Annotated in this window: 25 protein-coding genes and 1 pseudogene; 12 read left to right on the forward strand and 14 right to left on the reverse strand. The window is 68.4% G+C overall.

Annotated features, from left to right (window positions below; translation table 11 throughout):
* Positions 1-50: 50 nt before the first annotated feature.
* Complete coding sequence (locus tag ACFWN2_RS40130) at positions 51-632, reverse strand: hypothetical protein (protein ID WP_382435806.1); 582 nt, start codon at positions 630-632, stop codon at positions 51-53.
* Positions 633-642: 10 nt separating this feature from the next.
* On the opposite strand from ACFWN2_RS40130, the gene ACFWN2_RS40135 reads away from it, so the two are divergent.
* Both ACFWN2_RS40135 and ACFWN2_RS40140 read left to right on the forward strand, forming a co-directional pair.
* Positions 643-1,590 (forward strand): amidase, encoded by a 948-nt coding sequence (locus ACFWN2_RS40135; RefSeq protein ID WP_382435807.1) that lies wholly within the window; start codon positions 643-645, stop codon positions 1,588-1,590.
* Positions 1,587-1,907, forward strand: a complete 321-nt coding sequence (locus ACFWN2_RS40140) for a hypothetical protein (RefSeq protein ID WP_382435808.1) — start codon at positions 1,587-1,589, stop codon at positions 1,905-1,907. Before ACFWN2_RS40135 ends, ACFWN2_RS40140 begins: the two co-directional genes overlap by 4 nt.
* Here the strand turns inward: ACFWN2_RS40140 and ACFWN2_RS40145 are convergent.
* Positions 1,904-2,446, reverse strand: coding sequence for an NADPH-dependent FMN reductase (locus tag ACFWN2_RS40145; RefSeq protein ID WP_382435809.1), 543 nt, complete (start codon positions 2,444-2,446; stop codon positions 1,904-1,906). The genes ACFWN2_RS40140 and ACFWN2_RS40145 overlap by 4 nt on opposite strands.
* Before the next feature lie 61 nt (positions 2,447-2,507).
* Here ACFWN2_RS40145 and ACFWN2_RS40150 point away from each other — a divergent pair, with 61 nt between their 5' ends.
* The 3 genes and pseudogenes from ACFWN2_RS40150 to rnhA form a co-directional block, all read left to right on the forward strand.
* The gene (locus tag ACFWN2_RS40150) at positions 2,508-3,098 is read left to right on the forward strand and encodes a TetR/AcrR family transcriptional regulator (protein ID WP_382435810.1); all 591 of its coding nucleotides are present in this window, start codon (positions 2,508-2,510) and stop codon (positions 3,096-3,098) included.
* A 4-nt stretch (positions 3,099-3,102) separates the two neighbouring features.
* Positions 3,103-3,480 (forward strand): DUF1801 domain-containing protein, encoded by a 378-nt coding sequence (locus tag ACFWN2_RS40155; protein ID WP_382435811.1) that lies wholly within the window; start codon positions 3,103-3,105, stop codon positions 3,478-3,480.
* Positions 3,481-3,491: 11 nt separating this feature from the next.
* Positions 3,492-3,929: pseudogene (rnhA, locus tag ACFWN2_RS40160) on the forward strand (ribonuclease HI); the annotation flags it as partial.
* Between the two features lie 285 nt (positions 3,930-4,214).
* Here rnhA and ACFWN2_RS40165 read toward each other — a convergent pair.
* On the reverse strand, positions 4,215-4,553 hold the full coding sequence (locus ACFWN2_RS40165) for a hypothetical protein (RefSeq protein WP_382435812.1): 339 nt from the start codon (positions 4,551-4,553) through the stop codon (positions 4,215-4,217).
* Complete coding sequence (locus ACFWN2_RS40170; protein ID WP_382435813.1) at positions 4,550-5,680, reverse strand: PLP-dependent aminotransferase family protein; 1,131 nt, start codon at positions 5,678-5,680, stop codon at positions 4,550-4,552. The genes ACFWN2_RS40165 and ACFWN2_RS40170 overlap by 4 nt, the downstream gene beginning before the upstream one ends.
* 84 nt (positions 5,681-5,764) lie before the next feature.
* Between ACFWN2_RS40170 and ACFWN2_RS40175 the strand changes: the two genes are divergently transcribed.
* Both ACFWN2_RS40175 and ACFWN2_RS40180 read left to right on the forward strand, forming a co-directional pair.
* Positions 5,765-6,076 (forward strand): ArsR/SmtB family transcription factor, encoded by a 312-nt coding sequence (locus ACFWN2_RS40175; protein ID WP_382435814.1) that lies wholly within the window; start codon positions 5,765-5,767, stop codon positions 6,074-6,076.
* Between the two features lie 4 nt (positions 6,077-6,080).
* Positions 6,081-6,959 (forward strand): SRPBCC domain-containing protein, encoded by an 879-nt coding sequence (locus ACFWN2_RS40180; RefSeq protein WP_382435815.1) that lies wholly within the window; start codon positions 6,081-6,083, stop codon positions 6,957-6,959.
* 79 nt (positions 6,960-7,038) lie between these two features.
* Here the strand turns inward: ACFWN2_RS40180 and ACFWN2_RS40185 are convergent, their stop codons facing one another.
* The 5 genes from ACFWN2_RS40185 to ACFWN2_RS40205 form a co-directional block, all read right to left on the reverse strand.
* Entirely contained in the window at positions 7,039-7,305 is a 267-nt protein-coding gene (locus tag ACFWN2_RS40185) for a hypothetical protein (protein WP_382435816.1), read from the reverse strand.
* Positions 7,306-7,717: 412 nt separating this feature from the next.
* Entirely contained in the window at positions 7,718-9,301 is a 1,584-nt protein-coding gene (locus ACFWN2_RS40190) for a TIR domain-containing protein (protein WP_382435817.1), read from the reverse strand.
* 278 nt (positions 9,302-9,579) lie between these two features.
* On the reverse strand, positions 9,580-10,443 hold the full coding sequence (locus ACFWN2_RS40195; protein WP_382435818.1) for a helix-turn-helix transcriptional regulator: 864 nt from the start codon (positions 10,441-10,443) through the stop codon (positions 9,580-9,582).
* Between the two features lie 171 nt (positions 10,444-10,614).
* Positions 10,615-10,905, reverse strand: a complete 291-nt coding sequence (locus ACFWN2_RS40200) for a DUF397 domain-containing protein (RefSeq protein WP_382435819.1) — start codon at positions 10,903-10,905, stop codon at positions 10,615-10,617.
* A 9-nt stretch (positions 10,906-10,914) separates the two neighbouring features.
* Positions 10,915-11,742 (reverse strand): hypothetical protein, encoded by an 828-nt coding sequence (locus tag ACFWN2_RS40205; protein WP_382435820.1) that lies wholly within the window; start codon positions 11,740-11,742, stop codon positions 10,915-10,917.
* A gap of 45 nt (positions 11,743-11,787) precedes the next feature.
* Between ACFWN2_RS40205 and ACFWN2_RS40210 the strand changes: the two genes are divergently transcribed.
* Positions 11,788-12,510: a class I SAM-dependent methyltransferase gene (locus ACFWN2_RS40210; protein ID WP_382435821.1), complete on the forward strand. Its 723-nt coding sequence runs from the start codon at positions 11,788-11,790 to the stop codon at positions 12,508-12,510.
* On the opposite strand, the gene ACFWN2_RS40215 is transcribed toward ACFWN2_RS40210, so the two are convergent.
* Complete coding sequence (locus ACFWN2_RS40215; RefSeq protein ID WP_382435822.1) at positions 12,489-12,701, reverse strand: hypothetical protein; 213 nt, start codon at positions 12,699-12,701, stop codon at positions 12,489-12,491. The genes ACFWN2_RS40210 and ACFWN2_RS40215 overlap by 22 nt on opposite strands.
* A gap of 28 nt (positions 12,702-12,729) precedes the next feature.
* Positions 12,730-13,791 (reverse strand): DNA polymerase IV, encoded by a 1,062-nt coding sequence (locus tag ACFWN2_RS40220; protein WP_382435823.1) that lies wholly within the window; start codon positions 13,789-13,791, stop codon positions 12,730-12,732.
* A 10-nt stretch (positions 13,792-13,801) separates the two neighbouring features.
* Between ACFWN2_RS40220 and ACFWN2_RS40225 the strand changes: the two genes are divergently transcribed.
* Positions 13,802-14,248: an NUDIX domain-containing protein gene (locus tag ACFWN2_RS40225; protein ID WP_382435824.1), complete on the forward strand. Its 447-nt coding sequence runs from the start codon at positions 13,802-13,804 to the stop codon at positions 14,246-14,248.
* On the opposite strand, the gene ACFWN2_RS40230 is transcribed toward ACFWN2_RS40225, so the two are convergent.
* The 3 genes from ACFWN2_RS40230 to ACFWN2_RS40240 form a co-directional block, all read right to left on the reverse strand.
* Positions 14,235-15,380, reverse strand: coding sequence for an endonuclease (locus ACFWN2_RS40230; RefSeq protein WP_382435825.1), 1,146 nt, complete (start codon positions 15,378-15,380; stop codon positions 14,235-14,237). The two genes, ACFWN2_RS40225 and ACFWN2_RS40230, sit on opposite strands and share 14 nt — an antisense overlap.
* A gap of 71 nt (positions 15,381-15,451) precedes the next feature.
* Entirely contained in the window at positions 15,452-16,357 is a 906-nt protein-coding gene (locus tag ACFWN2_RS40235; RefSeq protein ID WP_382435826.1) for an NADP-dependent oxidoreductase, read from the reverse strand.
* A gap of 78 nt (positions 16,358-16,435) precedes the next feature.
* Entirely contained in the window at positions 16,436-16,936 is a 501-nt protein-coding gene (locus ACFWN2_RS40240; protein WP_382435827.1) for a DinB family protein, read from the reverse strand.
* A gap of 55 nt (positions 16,937-16,991) precedes the next feature.
* On the opposite strand from ACFWN2_RS40240, the gene ACFWN2_RS40245 reads away from it, so the two are divergent.
* The 3 genes from ACFWN2_RS40245 to ACFWN2_RS40255 are packed head-to-tail and all read left to right on the forward strand — an operon-like array spanning position 16,992 to position 19,422.
* On the forward strand, positions 16,992-18,134 hold the full coding sequence (locus ACFWN2_RS40245; RefSeq protein ID WP_382435828.1) for a GNAT family N-acetyltransferase: 1,143 nt from the start codon (positions 16,992-16,994) through the stop codon (positions 18,132-18,134).
* Between the two features lie 38 nt (positions 18,135-18,172).
* Positions 18,173-18,838, forward strand: a complete 666-nt coding sequence (locus tag ACFWN2_RS40250) for a hypothetical protein (RefSeq protein ID WP_382435829.1) — start codon at positions 18,173-18,175, stop codon at positions 18,836-18,838.
* Entirely contained in the window at positions 18,826-19,422 is a 597-nt protein-coding gene (locus ACFWN2_RS40255; protein ID WP_382435830.1) for a TetR/AcrR family transcriptional regulator, read from the forward strand. The genes ACFWN2_RS40250 and ACFWN2_RS40255 overlap by 13 nt, the downstream gene beginning before the upstream one ends.

The raw sequence follows: 19,422 nt of genomic DNA on the forward strand, positions 1-19,422 counted from the left end.
ACGGGGCTACATCAAGCTGACGATGTTCAATCTCGCCCGTGATCTCCGCGTCAGCCGACCGCGTCCAGCAGGTCCAGGTACCCGGTGGTCGTGCGCCACAGGGCGTCCGACTGCGGGGTGAGCTTGCCGGGACTCCACCGCCGGTCGGTGTACTCCTGGTTCGCCCGCCGCAACGCCCGCAGGCTCACGTCGAACTCGTCCCCGACCCGCTTCCGCAGCTCGTCCGGCGAAGGCGCCGCGATCCTGACCAGCTCCCCCGTGCCGTCGCCGACCGCCACGAGCGCCTCCTCGTTGATGCCGTCCGCCGCGCTCCAGAGCAGCGCCGGCCGTTCGACGCGGTGGTTCCACACCGGGGCGTCCTTCGACCGCCAGCGCGCCTCGAACGGGTTGCGCGACAGCCTCGTCGAGTTCGCCCAGTGCTCGGCGCCGACCGGCTCGGTCATCCACGGCACCTCGTCCACCGGCAGGTCGGTGACCAGCGCGACCTCGATGACGTCGACGTCGCGCGGCACGTCGAGCAGGTCGCCGAAGACCCACAGCTCGACCACCTGGAACCGGAAGAACGAGGCTGGCAGCTCGCCGCACTTCTCGGCGAGTTCGGCCAGGTGGTGCACAGCACGGGTCCACTTCACGGGGTGGATCATGCCTGACGCGGTCGCCGAGGCACTGGCGCGGCTCCAGCAGGTCGAGCCGGTGCTGTGCGCGTTCCACGAGGTCTTCGACACCTTCGCGCCGGTCGATCCCTCGTTGCCGTTCGCCGGCATGCCCATCGCCGTGAAGCGCGGCGAACGCAGAAGCCATCGGGAAGCGTTGATGGCCATGGGTTGCGTACCGATCGGATTGACGACGACGCCCGACAAGAGCACCCCATGGCAGACGTGGGGTCGCAACTCTCGCGGCCTCACACGCAACCCGTGGAACCTCGACCGCACGCCGGGCGGTTCGTCGGCGGGCTCGGCCGTCGCGGTGGCGTCCGGTGTCGTGCCGCTGGCCACGGGCGTCGACGGCGCGGGGTCGATCCGCGTCCCGGCCGCGTGGTGCGGCGTGTTCGGTCTGAAGACCACCTCCACCGAACGGGCCGCGGTCGGCGTCTTGACCCGCGACCCCGAGCTGCTCGCGACCTACCTCGGCGTCGAGGAATCCCGCTCTCCCACCGCCGTCTGGTCGACGGACCTGGGTTTCGCCGCGGTCGACGACGAGCAGGCGGAGATCGCCTGGCGGGCGGCCGCTCCCCTGCGCCCACGCCCTGTCCCTCTCCGGCTCGAAGATCCCGCGGCCGACTGGTACGCAGGCCGTTGCAGGCGCAATCCCGTGCTGGACTCGTTGTTCGAGAGCGCCGACCTGCTGCTCACCCCCACGACGCCCGGTCCACCGCACGGCCACGACGGTCCGGGAGCGCGGATCAACACGGCGTTGACCTGGGCGTTCAACCTCAGCGGGCACCCGGCGATCAGCATCCCCGCCGGGTTCGACTCGGAGGGACTGCCGGTCGGGCTGCAGGCCGTGGCGCGGCACGGGCGCGAAGCCGATCTGGTGGCCGCGGCGCTGTTGACCTCCAGTGCGGTGGAGGTTGCACCCTGGCCGCCATGAACCTCCTCGTGCGTGCGGAACAGCAGTCGCTCTGGTTGTGCTTCGAGCCGTGGGCCAACCAGTACACGCTCCTCCCGGGCAACACCGTGCTGGTCCGGTTCCCGCCCGACACCCAGGTCGAAGTGGTGCACCACCGCGACGGCATGACGTTCTTCAACCTCGGCCCGCACCCCGACCTCTACGCGGAGGACGGGAGCGCCGTGGAGATCTACAGCGAGTACATGCCGGTCTTCGGAGCCGACCTGCCGATCGACGTGCTCAGACACGTCATGGAGGTCGTCCCGCCGATCCGCGACGAACCCGACCGCCTCAACTAGGCGGCCACCGCGCGCACCGACCGCAGCGCCGACGCCCACGCCACCAGCTCGTCGAGCATGGCGTTGAGCTCCTCGTCCTGCCGCAACCCGTCCTGCAGGTCACCGCGCGCGAACGCGACCTGAGAGCGCACGGTGGCGACCTTCAGTTCCGCCAGCACCAGCCGTAGGTGCTCCACGGCGCGCAGGCCGCCGTGGCCACCCAACGACACGAAGCCGGCCGCCTTGTCGTTCCACTCCGCGTAGAGGTAGTCGAGCGCGTTCTTCAGCACGGCCGGGAACGAGTGGTTGTACTCGGGCGTGATGAACACGAAGCCGTCGTACGGCGCGATGCGTGCCGCCCACTCTCGCGTGTGGGCGTGGGCGTATTCGCCGACGATGGCGGGAACGGGCTCGTCGAGGAACGGCAGGTTCACCTCCGCCAGGTCGATGAGCTCGAACGACGCGTCGGTCCGGGCGTTCGCGACGTCCACGACCCACTGACCCACCGCCTCGGAACGGCGGCCGGGGCGGGTGCTTCCCAAGATCACTGCGATGCGCATGAACGCCAAAGTACAACGACCGTAGTACTTAGTGCAACGGCCGTTGTACTAAGCTGGTCCGATGCGACCGGACAAGCGGCAGGCGATCCTGCGCGGGGCGTTGGACGTGTTCTCACGCGACGGCTATTCGCGGGCGAGCATCGACGCCATCGCGAAGGAGGCGGAGGTGTCGACGCGCACGCTGTACAACCACTTCGCGGACAAGGCCGACCTCTTCCGCAACGTCATCCAGGCCAGCGCGGACGAGGCGGCGCGGGACCAGATCGCGATCATCGAGCGGTACTTCCACAAGGTCACGAACCTGGAGAAGGACCTGACGGCGTTCGGCAGGGCCATGAGCGCCGAACGCGGTCACGCCACGCACTTCGCGCTCGTCCGGCAGATCAACGCCGAGCTCACGCACATCCCTGCCGAGGCGATCGAGGCGTGGCAGGAGACCGGGCCGCGCAAGGTGGTGAAGGCGCTCGCGGACGAACTCGGCAAGCTCGGCTTCCAGGACCCGGCACGCGCGGCCGTGCACCTGATGCTGCTCACGATGACCGGTGATCCCTCCATCAGCGGCACGCGTCCGGACGACGACGACATCGCGGCGGGCGTCCGCGTCTTTCTTCACGGGCATGATGTCGAGAAACGGCGAGAGGCTGCGACATAGGGCTATGGACACACGTATCGACGACTACATCGCCGGGCTGCCGGAGTGGCAGCAGGACATCTGCCGCGAGGTGCGCAGGCTCGTGCACGAGGCCGATCCGGACGTCGAGGAGACGATCAAGTTCACCAACCGGCCGTACTTCGTGCTCGACGGCAACGTCTGCGCGTTGCTCGGCACCAAGGACCACGTGAACGTGATGCTCTACGACAAGGCGGCCGTGCCGGACCCGCACGGCATCATCACGAGCGGCCACGGCAACAAGACCGCGCGCATGATCTCCGTGTACCGCGACCAGCCGATCAACGCGCCGGCGCTCGTCGAGATGTTCCGCCAGATCATCGCCAACAACCGTCAACGCAGGGCTGTCGGACCTCGTCGGTAGCCTCATGACGCATGGAGGTCGAGATCTACACCGACGGTGCGTGCAGCCCCAATCCCGGTCCGGGTGGCTGGGGTGCCGTGCTGCGCTACGGCGAGCATGAGAAGGACATGTACGGCGGTGACATCGGCCCGACGACGAACAACCGCATGGAACTGATGGCGCCCATCGTGGCGTTGGAGAGCCTCACGCGCCCGTCCACCGTGAAGCTCTACACGGACAGCACCTACGTCCGTAACGGCATCACCTCGTGGGTGCACGGCTGGAAGACGAACGGCTGGCTCACCAAGGCCCGTGAGCCGGTCAAGAACTCCGACCTGTGGCGCCGCCTCGAAGAAGCAGCCGACCGGCACGAGGTGGAGTGGCACTGGGTCAAGGGCCACGCGGGCCACCCGGAGAACGAGCGCGCCGACCGCCTCGCCGTGCGCGGGGTCGAGGAGGTGACGGGGCGGAAGGCGGAACAACCCGGCTCGAAGCCGAAGAAGGCGGTCAAGCCCAAGCAGCCGCGCGAGCTCAGCGGCGAACCGTGCGGCGCGCCGACGAAGAAGGGCACGCCTTGCCCCATCACGGCGGGTGCCAACGGCCTGTGTCACGTGCACGACCCGGCGTTGCAGTGCGGTGCCGTCACGAAGAAGGGCACGCCCTGCACGGTCGCGACAGGCGGCGGGCGGTGCGAGTACCACCAGGACGCGCTGGAGCTCTTCAGCTGACGGGCCGGCGGGATCGACCTCCGGGCGTCACAGCGGCTCGTAGCACGAGTGGACCGCGGGCTGGCCCGTGTAGTTCGGGCCGACCCGGTCGTCGGCGCCCAGATACGCGAAGGGCAACCGCGGCAGCGCGTCTCCTTCCCAGCTGACGAGACGCCTGCGGCTGTCGTAGTTGAATCCGTTGTCGCGCAACGCTTTCGTCAGCACGCGGCCGAGCGGGGTGCCGTCGGCGCGGACCAGCAGCCGGACGCGGCGGCACGTGGTGGTCCACCAGGTCCACCCACCGCGCGCCAGGCCGCGCTCGCAGTTCATCTCGCAGTTCGCGACGACCGACGAGCTCCACAACGTCTCGTCGTCCAGCAAGCTCACAGCAGCACCTTGGCGAGGCGGGCCATGCCCTCGCGGATCTCCTCCACCGCGTTGGTGGTGAACGACATCCGGAACGTCGCGTGGTCCGGCGTGGTCGCGAAGAAAGCCGCACCGGGCACAAACGCCACGTCGTGCCGCAACGCCTCCTTGAGCAGCTCGGCGCTGTCCGCGGAACCGGGCAGCCGCAGCCACACGAACATCCCGCCGTCCGGGTCGCTCCACGTCGTGCCCGACGGCACGGTGGCGGGCAGCGCGGCGATCATCGCGTCGCGGCGGGCGCCGTACTCGACGCGCAGGCGGGCGATGTGGGCGTCGAGGTCGTTGTGCGCCAGGTAGTTCGCGGCGGCAGCCTGGTCCACTGTGGACGTGTGGAGGTCAGCGGCCTGCTTCACGATCGTCAGTCCCCGCAGCAGGTCCGCCGGGGCTCGCAGCCAGCCCAGGCGCATGCCTGGCGCGCCGATCTTGGAGAAGCTGCCCAGGTAGATGGTCCTGTCACTGAGGGACGCGAGCGACGGGACAGGGGTGCCGCGGTAGCGGAGTTCGCCGTAGGGGTCGTCCTCCACGATCCACAGGCCGTGAGTCGCGGCGATCTCCGCGATCTCGACGCGGCGCGAGGCGGAGAGGGTGCGGCCGGTGGGATTGGCGAACGTCGGCACCAGGTAGAGCAGGTCGGGCTTCTCCGCGGCCACCACCGACCGCAGCGACGACGGGACCAGGCCGTCGGCGTCGCTCGCGACGGGCACGATGCGGGCGCCGGTCATGCGGAAGCACTGCAGCGCGGCCAGGTACGTCGGTTCCTCGACCGCCACGACGGCGCCCGGTCCGAGCATCGCGGTGGCCACGAGAGCCAGCGCCTGCTGGGAGCCCGTGGTGATCAGGACGTCCGGCGTGGGCAGTCCCAGTCCCGTCAGGCGCTCGGAGACCAGCGCGCGCAGGTCCGGATTTCCTTCCGTGGGCGCGTATTGCAGCACCGAGGGATCTTGCAGGGCCAGGTCGTAGGCGGCGCGCACACCCTCCAGGTCGAACAGTTCGGGGGCGGGCAGGCCGCCGGCGAACGAGATCACCTCGGGGCGGGAGGTCAGCGCGAGCAGGTCGCGCACCGGGGAACTGGCCACGGGAAGCTGCATGATCCGCACGCTAACCGGCACCCGGCCGGCGCCCAACGCGTTTCCCATGTAGCGGACATATGCCGATCGAGCTATATTGCCGTCATGGCATCTACCTTCGCGGTGCTGGCTGATCCGAGTCGCCGGGAGATCCTCGACCTGCTGCGGGAACGCGAGCGGCCAGTCGGCGACCTCGTCGACCGGCTGACGCTCGCCCAGCCGACCGTCTCGAAACACCTCAAGGTGTTGCGCCAAGCAGGACTGGTCGAGGTGCGCACCGACGCCCAGAAGCGCTGGTACCGCGTGTCACCGGGACCGCTGGCGGAGATCGACGCCTGGCTCGCGCCCTACCGCACGATGTGGGAGAAGAGCCTCGACGCACTGGAACGACGACTCGACGAGATCGAAGGGGACTGAACCCGTGGACGCCGAACTGCGGATGATCGAGGGCAAGCCCGTGCTGCGCTTCGAACGCGTGCTGCGGCACTCGCCGGAGAAGGTCTGGCGGGTCGTCACCGATCCCGCCGAGATGAAGCACTGGTTCCCGGCCGAGGTCGAGATCGACGGCCAGAAGATGCGCTTCACGTTCCCGGACGAGGCGCCGGTGGACGCGGACGGCGGCGAGGGCGAACTGATCGAGTCCGATCCGCCCAAGGTCTTCGCCTTCCGCTGGCTCAACGACGTGCTCCGCTTCGAGATCCTCCCGCGCGAGGACGGTTGCGTGCTGGTCTTCACCGCCGTCGTCACGAACAAGCTCTCCGTGGGCCGCGACGCCCCCGGCTGGACCACCTGCCTGGACGCGCTGATCGCCCACGCCGACGGCACGAAGTTCGAGCCACCGACGGAATGGCTGTCGCGCATCGAGCACTACGTCCGGCACTTCGGCCTGGACGAGGGCACCGACGAACCCGGCGGCGTGCGCTTCGAACGCGACCTGGTGTGGACGCCGCTGGACGACGTCTGGAAGCTCCTCACCGAGGGCGACTCCGGCGTGCCGGCCCGTGCCGCGCATCCCGGCATCACGCCGGGTGAGGTCACGAGGTCCGAGGCACCGGCCCTGCTGGAGTACGAGTGGCTCCAGGACGGCGAGCCGAAGGGCAAGGTGCGCTGGGAGTTCGAGCACGTGCCGTTGCAGGGCACCACGGTCACGCTCGTGCAGGAGAACGCCCACGGCCCCGAAGCGCTCGCCGCGTGGCACGTCCACATGGAACTGTTCTTCGCGGCCACGCAGGGCGAGATCCGCTGCCCGTGGCCGGAGGACAGGGAACGGGAACTGGCCCAGCGCTACGCCCAGGGCTGACCCTCGCGGACGCCTTGTCCCGTGGCGAGCAAGTACAACTCGGGTACGGCTCGCCACGAGGACCGCTCAGTCGTCACAGCTAGTGGCGAAGGCTCTGGACGAGTTCCTCGACGCCGCTGAGAGTGTGCGGGTCGAACCGGTGGATCACCAGTGAGCGCAGCAGGAGTGACAACGTCTTCAGGTCGGTTCCTGGCGGCACGATCGGCAGAACGGTGCATCCGTCGGCTCCGGAGTGGTCGTAGATCTTCTGACGCACGAGACCGGCTTCGTAGCGGACACCGAGATGGTCCGTCACATCGTCGGATCCCAGTGCCTTCACGTAGTCCGGCGACGCGACGACCAACACTGCCCGTTCCGAAACCCTCCATCGCTCGTGCTGTAGCTGACGAACAACGGCGGACCGACAGGCTCAGGGCGTATCAGGTCCAGAGCCGGGGAACTGGGTGGATCAGCATCGAGCACGGTGTGCCTCCGGTTACGGGTCATCAGCGACATCCCCGCGCGTCGTGTGGTCGGGGCTCCGTCGGCCGACAACGCCGGTGGATGGAGCTACGTGCAGCCGACGCGTCGAACAGTGTTGTCAACCAATAGACAGCTTCAGCCGGAGAGATAGCAGCACGAGGGAACGCTGATCAACCTCGTCACCCGTTCGGCGTTTCTCGGACGACATGTCACGCCACATCTCGGCCCAGTCGGAGAAGGTGACCGCTACGCCGAGGGCTGAGGCGCGGCCGTCGCACAACGGCCGCGCCCACCGCTCAGACGTGCTGCACGCGGTCGACGAGACAGGCCCAGTCCGGCACGCACCGCCGGTTGGGTCGTCTCGCCGCGCGCCGTTCGTGCTCGAGCACGGCCAGCCGCCGCTCACGCGGGTCCGGCGCGAGGTCCTCCAGCCGCAGCACGTCGGCGGTGCTCAGGCGGAAGCCGACGAGCTTCGTCGAGTCGATCCTCGCGATCGACCACCAGCAGGTGGCCGCCGCGTAGTCGCAGCCGAGGCCGCGGAACTGCTTCTCGGCGTCGAGGAGGTCCCGCAACGCCTCGGACTTCTCGCGGGTGGCCAGGAGCAGGTCGGCTCGGACCTGCCGGGACCTGGCGACCACCTCGGGGTAGTCCGCGGTGTCGATGACGCCGGAGACGAACTCCTTTCCCTCGTTGTACTTCCGCGCCGTGAGGCAGAGCCGCGCCAGCAGGACGCTGACCCAGTGGTACCGCTCGGTGCCCGGCGTCAGCAGGCCCTCGGCCACTCCCGCGCTCTCCCACGCGGTCGCCAGGTGGTCCCGGTCGCCCGTCATCTCGTACAGCAGCAACTGCTTCTCCGCGTGCAGCGAGGCGCACACCCCGACCTCCTCGCTGGTCTGCCCGCACAGGGAACGGAACTGCGCCGTCGCGAGGATCAGCAGGTGCTCACCTCTGCGCAGGTAGAAGTCGCGGTCGTACGGCAGCGCCTCCATCGCCATGTGCAGGTAGACCCGTGCGTGCACGCGCTGACCGCGGGCGGCCGTGAACAGGTCGCGGTACTTGTGCGCGATCTGCGTCCCCTCCTCGGCCACCGACGCCGCCTGGCTGAAACGGTGCTCCCGCAACAGGTGCCACGCCTTCCCCGAGACGAGGACCTTCGCCATCAGGGACTCCTCGCCCTTCAACGGCAACGTCGACGACATGGTCTTCAGGCACACCTGCGACAGCCGGCTGACCAGCCCGACGTCACCGTGGGCCTTCGCCACGCCTACGACCGAGTCGAACGCCCTGGCGATCTCAAGATCACCCTCCCCCTGCTCCACCAGGTCCCGCGCCAGCCGGTAGGCCAGCGCCGACGACGGTGGATGCGCCTCCAGGGCCGCCAGCATCACACGGCTCCCCTGCACACCTTGTTCCACCACCATCACTTCACCCCCGTTCCCCACCTCGAGCGCGCCCAGGCCGCGCACCAGTTCCTCCGCACCGTCCAACGTGCCGGGGTCGAACCGGTGGATCACCAACTGCTGCAGGACGGCCGGCAGCGCGTTCGCGTCGGCGTCCGGCGGCACCACCGGCACCACCGCGACGCCGTTGGCACCGCGATGGTGGTAGATCTTCTGCCGCACCAGCCCCGCCTCGTAGCGCACTCCCCTGCGCTCCATGAAGCCGTTGGACTCCAACGCTTTGACGTAGTCGTCCGACACGATCACCACGACCACGCAGTCCCGGACGGAGGTCTCCATCCAGGCCGGAATGGACAGTGGGCGGACGTCCGGCAGATCGCCGTCCCAGACCACGTCGAACCCGCGGGCACGCAACGCTCCCACCACCGCGGACGCGGCCGGGCCTCCATCGCTACTGCTGTAGCTAACGAATATGGCCATCGCAGCGACCTCTCCCGTGATGAGCTACGAGGGGGTGGGTGCGAGTTCTGGTGTCATTGCTCATGGTGCGCCTCCTGCGGGCATGGTCGCGCCCCGGTCGAAGACCGGTGCGGCGAGGACATCACCCGAACGGGACCTGGATGGCGGCACTCATCTGGGCACGAACGTCATAGGCTTGCCTACGGCGACATCGCCTCGCCTCATTGGACTGGGGTTCGGTTGTGGTGTGCCATCGGACGGGTGGCTGTTGGCGCAGCCACCCGCCCGGCCATTGCGGTTCAGGCGCCTCCTAGCTCCTTGAGTCGTCGGTCGATCACCTTGGACGTCTCCTCTGCCGGAAGCGCGAAGTCCTCCAGCTGGATGAAGTAGTTCAGGAACTCCTTGAGCTCCGGACCGGACGTCATCAGCTCGTCGCGGCCGGGATGTTCGAGCAGCAGAGCGAAGTCCTCCTCCCCCTCGGAGAACTCCAGGATCGAGAACGACCCCTTCATCGCCGGGTGGATGCCCGCGGCGAACGGCAGGATCTGGACGGCCACGTGGTCCAGCGCCGCGACCTCCCTGATCCGCAGCAACTGCCGGCGCAGCACGCCCTCGTTGCCGATGACGCGGTGCAGCACGGACTCGTCGAGGATGATGGAGATGTCGGGACCGTCCGGGTCCAGCACCGCCTGGCGGTGCATCCTGATCTCCACACCTCGTTCGACGACGGTGTCCGGGTTGCCGTAGCTCTTGACCAGCGCGTGCGCGTAGTCCGGCGTCTGCAGCAGCCCGGAGACAACGTTGAGCTGGCTCTGCCGAATGCGGACGGCAGCGGTCTCCAGCTCGACGAACTTCGCGAACTGCTCGCTGAACGAGCCTCGGTACTTCTCCATCCAGGCCGACTTCGACTGCCGGATCGCCCTGGTCATCCCCACCAGTTCAGCGACCCGGTCGTTGTCACGCACCCCGTAGTGGAAGAGGAGCGCCTGCACGTCGGTGACAGAGATCTTGTTCTCCCCCTTTTCGATCCTGATCAGTTTCGAAACAGACCAGTCCATGGCATCGGCAACGGTCTGTTGACTGAGGCCGAGCTCGTCCCGCGTCTGCTTCAACTCGGCCAGCAGGCGCTTCTGCAGCACGACGGGACTATCCTTGCGGGGCACTGCGACTCTCCTCAATCTGCTAGGTAGCAGAATGGTAGCCCTCAATTGGAGGGTCTCCACAATGGTTGACCACCAATTGACCAATTTCAAGGAGAAAGATCGCAGAAAGAAGCCTCGCAGATCAAATCGGCGGACTCCATCAGAGTGGAGGGCGTCGCTCGTTCGGCTGAATCACGAACGAACGAGGAGGAGGAACGCGCGCCAGCCGGCCGGGGAGACCTCGAGCCGCTGACCACCGCGGTCCTTCGAGTCCCTCAGCCACAGCGCGCGGCCATCGCCAGCGCACTCAACACAATCCGTGGTACCACCGCTACTGCTGTACGAGCTGCGCTTCCACATGAGCTCCGCCGCCATGGTCGCCCTCCCGGCAAGGTCCCCGACCCGACAAGGCCACACTTGAGCGTAGATCCAGAAAGTTGATCGATCTACCGCCAGAGGTCGCCTAGTAGAACCTGTTCCCATCGCGTGGAATCAGAGCGTGGCGAACCGATCGACCCCGATGCCACTGATCAGCAGGCGCTCCTTGCGGTTACCTGTCAACCGCGCGGTCCAGTCGACGAACCCGCCGTCCCCGATCTCCACCCCGTCGCGGAACACCTTGAAACACAAGCCCTTGTAGTACCCGGTCTCCCGCAAAGGGTCAGCGGCCAGGTCCCCGCGCACCACCTCGAACCGCGGATCCAGCACCGTCACGCGGAACTCGACATCCCCACAGGCGGAACGCAGGAACGCCACGTGCTCAGCGAAGTGCTCGCGCTCAAAGGCAAGCGAGCCGCGGTCACGACCGGCGGACACCGCCGCGAAGAGCGAGAAGTGCGCGAAACGACCGGCACCGCTGAACATCTGCGCCCGCACCACGCGCTGCACTGCGGCGAGACGCACGTCGTCCGGGCCGGATTGCCGCAGCAGAGCGGCTTCCAGCGCCAGCGCGTTCGTCGGGTCTGCCGCGACCTCGGTGCCGCGCACGGTCGACACGACGTTGTTCTGGTCCATCAGAGCAACGGCGGAACACGTGCCGAGGGGCGCTACGGGAGCGAGGCCCAGCACGGAGAACGACGGCGGTAGCGCTGCCAGCAGGCGGTCCTCGGCCGCGCGCAACGTCAAGAACGGCACCGCGGAAGGTGCCACGAAACGGTCGGAGCGGTACTGCCGCAGCACATCCGGCCCGGACAACGCCTGGGCGCGTCGCCGCGTCAACGCGAGCAGGAAGCTCGTCAGGTCGCTGCCGGACAGGCCCGCTAGCCGGTCCAGCACCTCCTCGCCGCCCACCGACCGCAGCACCCGCGCCAGTACACCCATGCCTGCCATGATCCACGGGCCCGCCAACGGATTAGGGTCGCAGCCATGAGCGAAGGCGAGTTGTGGGGGCGCAAGGCCGCCGAACGGGCGGTGCTCGGCGCGACGATGTCCCTGCCCGCCTGGCAGGCCGCGATCGAACGCACTGGGATCACCCGAGGCACGACGGTGCTCGACCTGGCGTGCGGCAGTGGTGAGTTCTGCGCCCTCGCAACGGAAGCAGGTGCGAAGGCCACCGGGATCGACATCTCGGCGGCCATGATCGCGGTGGCGAGGAAGGCGAGCAGCGCCGAGTTCCACGAGCTGCCGCTGGGACCGTTGCCCTGGCAGGACGGCACCTTCGACGTCGTGACGGCGTTCAACGCGCTGTTCTTCGCCGACGACCCCGACGAGGCGTTCGCGGAGGCCGTGCGGGTCAGCAGGGACCACGTGGTCGTGTGCCAGTGGCATCCCGAACAGAAGAGCGATCTGCTCACGGTCGGCCGGGTCGTGCGCGGGCTTGGCGGGCGCCGGGGTGCGCGGCTGCCCGAGCCGGACGAAGAACTCACGATCGACATTCCCCAGGTTCACGCCGACGAGGCCACGATGCTGCGCAGCTTCCTGAGCGTGGGCAGCTATCAGCGCATCATCGAGAACGAGGGGGAGGAGAAAGTCGTGGAAAAAATCAGGGCCGCCGTTGAACCGTTCCGAACCCCAGACGGTGGCTATCGGTTCTCGAACAAGTACCTGATGTCGGTTTTCCGCAAGCGTCAGGCTGCGAGGATCTCGTAGCCCGCCGTGGTCAGTGCCGCGGGGCCGGGACGGGTGCTGATCAGGCCCGCAGTGCGCAGGCGCAGGCCGACGAACTGGTCGGCGCAGCACAGGCCGTCGACGAGCAGCGAACTTCCGGCGATCTCACAACGGCCGTCGGCCACTGCTCTGAGAACGGCGCGGTCGCGGTGTGTCAGCGATGAGTCGGTCATCTTCTTCTCCTAGCGGTGAATCCTCTACTTACAGATACGTCGAAGAAGAAGCCTTCGGTTCGACAGAATCGTCAGAGAATTCCGCGCGTACTCCAAGAAGACGTACGGCCCGGCCGTGTTCGAAGCGGTCCAGCACGACCAGGGCCGCGGCCGCCAGGTCGTCGGCGGAGGACGTCGGCGCAGGCAGCTTCATCAGGCGCACCTTCGTGAAGAACGGTACGAACCGCACCTTCACGCCCACGCGCACGGCCGGGCGTCCCTCGGCCACGACGTCCAGAGCCACCTGGTGGGCCAGCGCCACGACCTCGCGGCGGATGTCCTCCAGCGACGCGAGGTCCTGCTGGAACGTCTTCTCGTGCGAGCGGGACTTCACGACCCACGGCGTCGCGCTGACGACCGTGTCCCCCGCGCCGAGAGCGACAGAACGGAAGTACGGGCCCATCCGCGGGCCGAAGCGCGCGGCCAGCACGTCGGCGGACGCGGACGCCAGGTCGGTCACGGTCACGAGGCCCAGCTCGGCGAGCTTCTTCTCGGTCTTCGACCCGATGCCCCACAGCGCGGACGTCGGCCGGTGCCCCATCACCTCGACCCAGTTGTCCCGCGTGAGCTGGAAGACGCCGGCGGGCTTGCCGAACTCGGTCGCGATCTTGGCGCGCAGCTTGTTGTCGCCGATGCCGACCGAGCAGTGCAGGCCGGTGGCCGACAGCACCTCCGCCTGCACCGACCGCGCGAACGCGAAGGGATCGTCCACCGACACGCCGACGAACGCCTCGTCCCAGCCCATCACCTCGACGACCACGGGGAACGAGCGCAGCACGGCCATCACGTCCGCCGACGCCGCCTCGTACAGCGCGTGGTCGACGGGCAGGTAGACGGCGTCCGGGAGCTTCTTGAACGCGGTCCGCAGCGGCAGGCCCGAGCGCACGCCGAACTCGCGCGCCTCGTAGGACGCCGTGGCCACGACCGCGCGTTCGGTCGGGTCGCCGTTGCCGCCCACGACCACGGGCTTGCCGCGCAACGACGGGTCGCGCAGCACCTCGACCGCCGCGATGAACTGGTCGAGGTCCACGTGCAGGACCCAGTCCGCCATGCTGGACAGTATGAAACGGTCTGCCGGGATCCTGCTCTTCAGACGAACCACCCAGCTCGAGGTGCTGCTGGGGCACATGGGCGGCCCGTTCTGGGCCCGCAAGGACGCCGGCGCGTGGTCCGTGCCGAAGGGCGAGTACACCGAGGACGAGACGCCGGAACAGGCCGCGCGCCGCGAGTTCGAGGAGGAGCTCGGGCTGCCGGTGCCCGAGGGCGAGCTCATCGAGCTCGGCGAGGCCAAGGGGTCGGGCAAGGTCATCACGGTCTGGGCGCTCGAAGGCGACCTCGACCCGGAGGCCGTCACGCCCGGCACGTTCGAGATGGAGTGGCCGCCGAAGTCGGGGCAGCGCAAGACGTTCCCCGAGGTCGACCGCGTGCAGTGGTTCGGCGTGGAAGAGGCGAGCGCGAAGATCGTCTCCGCGCAACGCCCCTTCCTCGACCGACTCACGGCCAGATAGAGGCGACCCACTCCGGGTGGTCGATGAACGGGTTCCGGTTGTGCTGGAACCGGTCGAAGATCACCTGGTTGCGGTTGCGCTCGAACGCGTCCGGCGGGTCCTGCTGGCTCCACTGCTTGAGGACCGAGAGCTTGCCGATGTAGGGCTGCGAGCCGTTGGACACCGAGTTGTTGATCTCCAGGTTCACGTAGCCGTCGTTGCCCTCGTAGCGCACGGCCATGTAGAAGATCATGCGCGCGACGTCGCCCTTCACCGCGTCACGCGGCTCGAACGAGTCACCGTCGGCGAGGCTGCCCGGCGCCTGGTTGACGGGCGAGCCGCCGTTGTCGAAGTCCAGGTTGCCGCGGGCGGCGTTGACCGAGACGTCCTCGGGCCGCAGGTGGTGGACGTCGGTGCCGGGACCGGTGGCCGTGCCGAAGTCACCGTGCGACTTGGCCCAGACGTGTTCGCGGTTCCACTGGTCGCCGCCGCCACCGTTCGAGGTCTTCGGCAGTGAGATGCCGCTGTAGAGCAGCTTGACGTTGTTCGCGTTGGCCGGGTCCTGGTCCGTGGCCGTCAGCGCATCCCAGACCTGGTCGTAGCTCAGCTTGGTCTGGTTGCGGATGATGCCGTTCAGGGCCGACTTCAACGCCGCGCCGGTCTTGCCGTTGGCCGCCGCGTAGTAGTCGTCACCACCACCGGGTGGAGGCGAGGTCGTCGTCGTGGTGATGGGTGGCGTGGTGCCGGCAAACGCGAACGCCGTGGACGAGGTCAGACCGGCGTGCGAGAAGTACGCGCCCAAGGAGCCCGTCACGTCGATCTGCTTGCCCAGCAGCGACGGGTTCGACTTCATGCCCCACGCCGAGCGGAACGACGACGGGATCTGCACGTAGACCATGTTCGACGTGCTGGTCGTGGACGCCGCGTCCGCCAGTGCGAGCGCGTAGTCGTTCGGATAACCCGAACGTATGACGGTCGTCGTAGCCGTGGGCTGACCGACGACGTAACCGCGGACCGTCGCCGCCGACCCGTTCTGCTGACTGATCGCCTGGGCGACAGTGAGCGGAGCTGCTGCAACAGCGGTGGTCGGCCCGTACAGGCCGACCACCGCCAACAGAGCGACAACTAACGCAAGTGGACTCCACCGTGCCATGAGCACTCCCCGATCGAGTGGATGTTTCGCACACGATCGGTGTACATGGTCAACGAATGGTTAACGAGGGGTCACGGCACCAGGACGACCTTGCCCGTGGTGCGGCCGGACGCGACGAGCTCGTGCGCCTTCGCGACGTCCGCGAGCGGCACCGCGTGGTCGATCTGCACCTTGAGCTGCGGCAACGCCGCGAGGTCCGCGCCGGACGCGACCACGGACAGCACCAGCTCGAACCGGATTCCGAGCGCGGAAGCTCGGTCAACGTCAAAAGCCGGGTTGCCGGGAATGATCGACACGAGCACACCACCCTGCTTGATGACACGCGCGGAACGCTCCGCGTACTCGCCGCCGATGGTGTCCAGCACGACGTCGACCGGCTCGATCTCGGTGAAGTCCTGGTGGCGGTAGTCGATCACTTCATCGACACCCAGCGAGCGCAGGAAGTCGTGCTTGGCCGCCGAGGCCGTGCCGATCACGTGCGCACCGCGCGCCTTGGCGATCTGCACGGCGAAGTGCCCGACACCACCGGCGGCGGCGTGGACCAGCACGCGCTGACCGGCGGTGACCCCACCGCGGCCGACGAGCGCCTGCCACGCCGTCAGCGCCGCCATCGGGACCGCGCCTGCCTGCTCGACGGTCAGCCAGGACGGCCGTTTCACCAGGCTGGAGGCCTTGAGAACGGCGTACTCGGCGTAGCCGCCACCCGTGCCGGGGAAGTCCAGCAGCCCGAAGACCTCGTCGCCCGCGGCGAACCCCTCGCCGTCGTGCACGACCGTGCCCGCGACGTCCCAGCCCAGCGTGAACGGCGGCTCGCCGAGCGCGGGGAACCCGCCGCCGCGGACGTAGGTGTCGACCGGGTTCACGCCCGCCGCACCCACCTCGACCAGCACCTCACCCGGTCCGGCCACGGGCGTCGCGACCTCGGCGACCTCCAGCACGGACGGGTCGCCGACGGTCTTCTGCGTGATGACTCGCATGATGATCCCTCTCGAAGTTCGCGATGGGACCATCTTGCAGTTAGCGCCAACTTCTAGAAAGTAGGCACTTTCTGGAAACTAACTCTCCCTGAGGTAGAGGTCGCGGAGCAGGGCGACCTCCGCGAGGTGGTGGATCACCTCGCGGTTGATGTGCAGCACCAGGGTGGCCATCGGCTCCGCCGCGAACGGTCCCTCCGCCGGACCGACCGCCTTCGAGAGGTCCGCCGTGCGCGCGCCGGCCATCCACGTCTCGTACGCGTCGTCCAGCTGCTTCAGGGCCTCGTCGGCACTCAGGGCGAACGGCCAGGTCGCGTAGTCGGCCGGCGGACCACCGAAGTGCGACGCGGACCGCTGGGCGAACACACCGACGGTGACGTGCGCCAACCGCCAGGCGATCGTGGTGACCGGCGCAGGGGAAGGCGGCGGGTACTGCCAGTCGATCGAGTTCTCCCGGACGGTCCACGTGTCGGCCACGGGCTCCCAGAGGTACTCCGCGTCCGTCAGGCCTTCGAGCCGCGGCCGCGCCGCGATGTTCCAGTGGAACTCGAGCTGGTCCGTCAACTGCTTGTTCCAGTCCATGCGGACGACGGTAAATCCGTTTGCGGACAACCACCGTCCTGGAAACACTCCGGCCGTGGACATTCGCACCTCGCGCCCGGAAGACCTGGACCAGGTCGAGAAGCTGATCGTCTCCCGTCTCGACCCGAGTGACGGCGTCGACGCCCGCCTGCTGATGACCGACCCGGACGCGGGCTGCGACTGGGTCGGGGTCGCGGCCGACGGCGACCGGATCGTCTCCACCCTCACCCTGATGGACGAGACGGTGACGCTCGCGGGTCTCGACATCCCCGCCGGCCAGATCGAGCAGGTCGCCACCGACGCCGAGTACGAGGGCAGAGGCCTGGTGCGGCAGCTCATGGACTGGGCGAACGACAGGTCGGCCGAACGCGGCCACCTGCTCCAGTTCGTGATGGGCGTGCCGTACTTCTACCGCCAGTTCGGCTACGCCTACTCGATCCCGGTCAAGCAGACCCGCAAGCTGGTCACGACCCCGCAAGCCGTTGCGGGACACACCATCCGGCGGGCGACCGACGCCGACGTCCCCGTGCTGGCACGCCTGCAGGACGACGCCCAGCGCGGCGCGGACCTGCGGATGGGCCACACCACGCCGTGTTGGCGCTGGCTCCTGCGCCGCACCGGCTCGGTCACGTGGGTCGTCGAGCGCGACGGCGTGCCGGTCGCCACCGGCCGCAGCACGCCGGAGGAAGAGGGCGACGTCGGCCTCGGCGAGATCGCCGGTGTGGACGACGACGCGGTCAGGGCGTTGGTGGCACTGGTGAACCCGGCCCAGGTCGGCGAACGCCACCCGCTGCTGGAGGCGCACCTGGCGGACCGCGCCGCGGATCTGGACCAGTACATGGTGCGCATCCCGGACGTCCCGAGGCTTCTCGAACACCTGCGGCCGGTCTTCACCCAGCGCCTGCGGGGCCACGAACCCACCGACGTGGTGCTCGGCTTCTACCGCACGCACGTCCGCTTCCACTGGGACGGCGAGCGGGTCGGCCCGTACGAGTGGGGTGGCACGCTGCTCGGCCCCGGCTCGGTGGGAGGCGCGGGAATCGCCCCCGACCTGCTGGCACCGCTGCTGTTCGGCCCGCACGGCATCGACGGCCTGCGCCGGATCTTCTCCGACGTCTACCCCGGACCGAAGGCCGAGCTGATGACCAGGCTGTTTCCGCCGGTCACGAGCGATCTGCTGACCTTCTACCTGCCGTAACCCAGAATAAACCGAGCGCTCGGTCTAGTATTGGGCGCATGACGACTGTGCAGGAGACCGCGGCGGTCCGGTACGGCATCTGGGTCGCGTGCCCGGTCGCCGGCGCCGCCGCGGTGTGGGGGCTCAAGCTGGCGGCCGGGTGGATCACGACGCTGAAGTGGTTCCCGTTCCAAGGTGTGTTCGAGCTGGCCACGGACGTGCCGGAGCCGTGGGTCACGCTCGCCGCCCTCGCGATCGGTGCGGTCGCGGGCTTCGTGTTCGCGCTGTTCTGGGCCAGCGAGATGCTGTCGGTCGAGGTCGACCACGCGCGGATCACGCTGCACAAGGACGACAGGACGTTCGGCTTCGGCCGCGACGAGGTCGAGTCGGCGTTCGCGGACGGCAAGCAGCTCGTGCTGCTCGCGCCCAACGGCACCGAACTGGCCCGTGAGACCTCGGACCTGAGCAGGGCGAAGCTCGAACGGGCGTTCACCGAGCAGGGCTACCGGTGGCGCGCCGAGGACCCGTTCGCGCAGGACTTCCGGATGTGGGTCGAGCACGCGCCGGAGCTGCCGTCGGACGTGAACGCGCTGTTCACGGCCCGCCGGAAGGCCATCGCGAAGTACGAGAACGCGGAGGCCGCAGAATTGGCGCGGGAGATCCGCAAACGCGGCGTCTCCGTGCGGGACGAGAAGAAGAGGCAGTACTACAGGTGCGAACGGTAGACCCGGTCAAGCACGCGGAGAAGAAGCGGCACATCACCGACACCGCGGCGGGTCTGTTCGCCCAGAAGGGCTTCGAGCGCACGACCGTCGCGGAGATCTGCAGGGCCGCGGACATCAGCACCGGCAGCCTCTTCCACTACTTCCCCACCAAGCGGGCGATCTTCCGCGAGATCTTCGTGCAGGACGCCGAGGACAACGCGGCCATGTTCGCGAAGGCCCGCGAGCTGAGCCCGTGGGACGGCGTCGGGCTGGTGGTCGGCCACCTCTGCGAGCCGGCGCTCGACCGGGCGGTGGCGGGCCTGGTGCTGGAGGTCGTCGCGCAGGCGAGCCGCGACCAGGAGCTGTGGGACCTGGTCGGCCGCAACGAGCAGACCGTGCGCGACGAGCTGGCGACGTTGCTCCAGCAGGCGCACGACGCGAGCCAGATCAGCCTCCCGGTGAGCGCGACGAACGCCGCGACCTGGGTGCAGGCGCTGGTCGACGGCCTGTTCGGCAGGCTGATCGACCCCGACTTCGACGCGACCGAACAGGTGATGACCCTACGGTTGATCCTTTCCCGATTCGTGGGTGCTGAAGCACCATGA

This window comes from Lentzea sp. NPDC058436 (assembly GCF_042721515.1).
Lineage (GTDB): Bacteria > Actinomycetota > Actinomycetes > Mycobacteriales > Pseudonocardiaceae > Lentzea.

Coding starts and splice junctions, on each gene's coding strand:
- ACFWN2_RS40205 (WP_382435820.1), bottom strand. CDS start 11,742: ATGGGTGTACTGGCGCGGGTGCTGCGGTCGGTGGGCGGCGAGGAGGTG.
- ACFWN2_RS40220 (WP_382435823.1), bottom strand. CDS start 13,791: ATGGCGGACTGGGTCCTGCACGTGGACCTCGACCAGTTCATCGCGGCG.
- ACFWN2_RS40240 (WP_382435827.1), bottom strand. CDS start 16,936: ATGGACTGGAACAAGCAGTTGACGGACCAGCTCGAGTTCCACTGGAAC.
- ACFWN2_RS40170 (WP_382435813.1), bottom strand. CDS start 5,680: ATGCAGCTTCCCGTGGCCAGTTCCCCGGTGCGCGACCTGCTCGCGCTG.
- ACFWN2_RS40230 (WP_382435825.1), bottom strand. CDS start 15,380: ATGGCACGGTGGAGTCCACTTGCGTTAGTTGTCGCTCTGTTGGCGGTG.
- ACFWN2_RS40225 (WP_382435824.1), top strand. CDS start 13,802: ATGAAACGGTCTGCCGGGATCCTGCTCTTCAGACGAACCACCCAGCTC.
- ACFWN2_RS40175 (WP_382435814.1), top strand. CDS start 5,765: ATGGCATCTACCTTCGCGGTGCTGGCTGATCCGAGTCGCCGGGAGATC.
- ACFWN2_RS40200 (WP_382435819.1), bottom strand. CDS start 10,905: ATGGGAACAGGTTCTACTAGGCGACCTCTGGCGGTAGATCGATCAACT.
- ACFWN2_RS40235 (WP_382435826.1), bottom strand. CDS start 16,357: ATGCGAGTCATCACGCAGAAGACCGTCGGCGACCCGTCCGTGCTGGAG.
- ACFWN2_RS40150 (WP_382435810.1), top strand. CDS start 2,508: ATGCGACCGGACAAGCGGCAGGCGATCCTGCGCGGGGCGTTGGACGTG.
- ACFWN2_RS40210 (WP_382435821.1), top strand. CDS start 11,788: ATGAGCGAAGGCGAGTTGTGGGGGCGCAAGGCCGCCGAACGGGCGGTG.
- ACFWN2_RS40145 (WP_382435809.1), bottom strand. CDS start 2,446: ATGCGCATCGCAGTGATCTTGGGAAGCACCCGCCCCGGCCGCCGTTCC.
- ACFWN2_RS40215 (WP_382435822.1), bottom strand. CDS start 12,701: ATGACCGACTCATCGCTGACACACCGCGACCGCGCCGTTCTCAGAGCA.
- ACFWN2_RS40135 (WP_382435807.1), top strand. CDS start 643: ATGCCTGACGCGGTCGCCGAGGCACTGGCGCGGCTCCAGCAGGTCGAG.
- ACFWN2_RS40140 (WP_382435808.1), top strand. CDS start 1,587: ATGAACCTCCTCGTGCGTGCGGAACAGCAGTCGCTCTGGTTGTGCTTC.
- ACFWN2_RS40250 (WP_382435829.1), top strand. CDS start 18,173: ATGACGACTGTGCAGGAGACCGCGGCGGTCCGGTACGGCATCTGGGTC.
- ACFWN2_RS40190 (WP_382435817.1), bottom strand. CDS start 9,301: ATGGCCATATTCGTTAGCTACAGCAGTAGCGATGGAGGCCCGGCCGCG.
- ACFWN2_RS40155 (WP_382435811.1), top strand. CDS start 3,103: ATGGACACACGTATCGACGACTACATCGCCGGGCTGCCGGAGTGGCAG.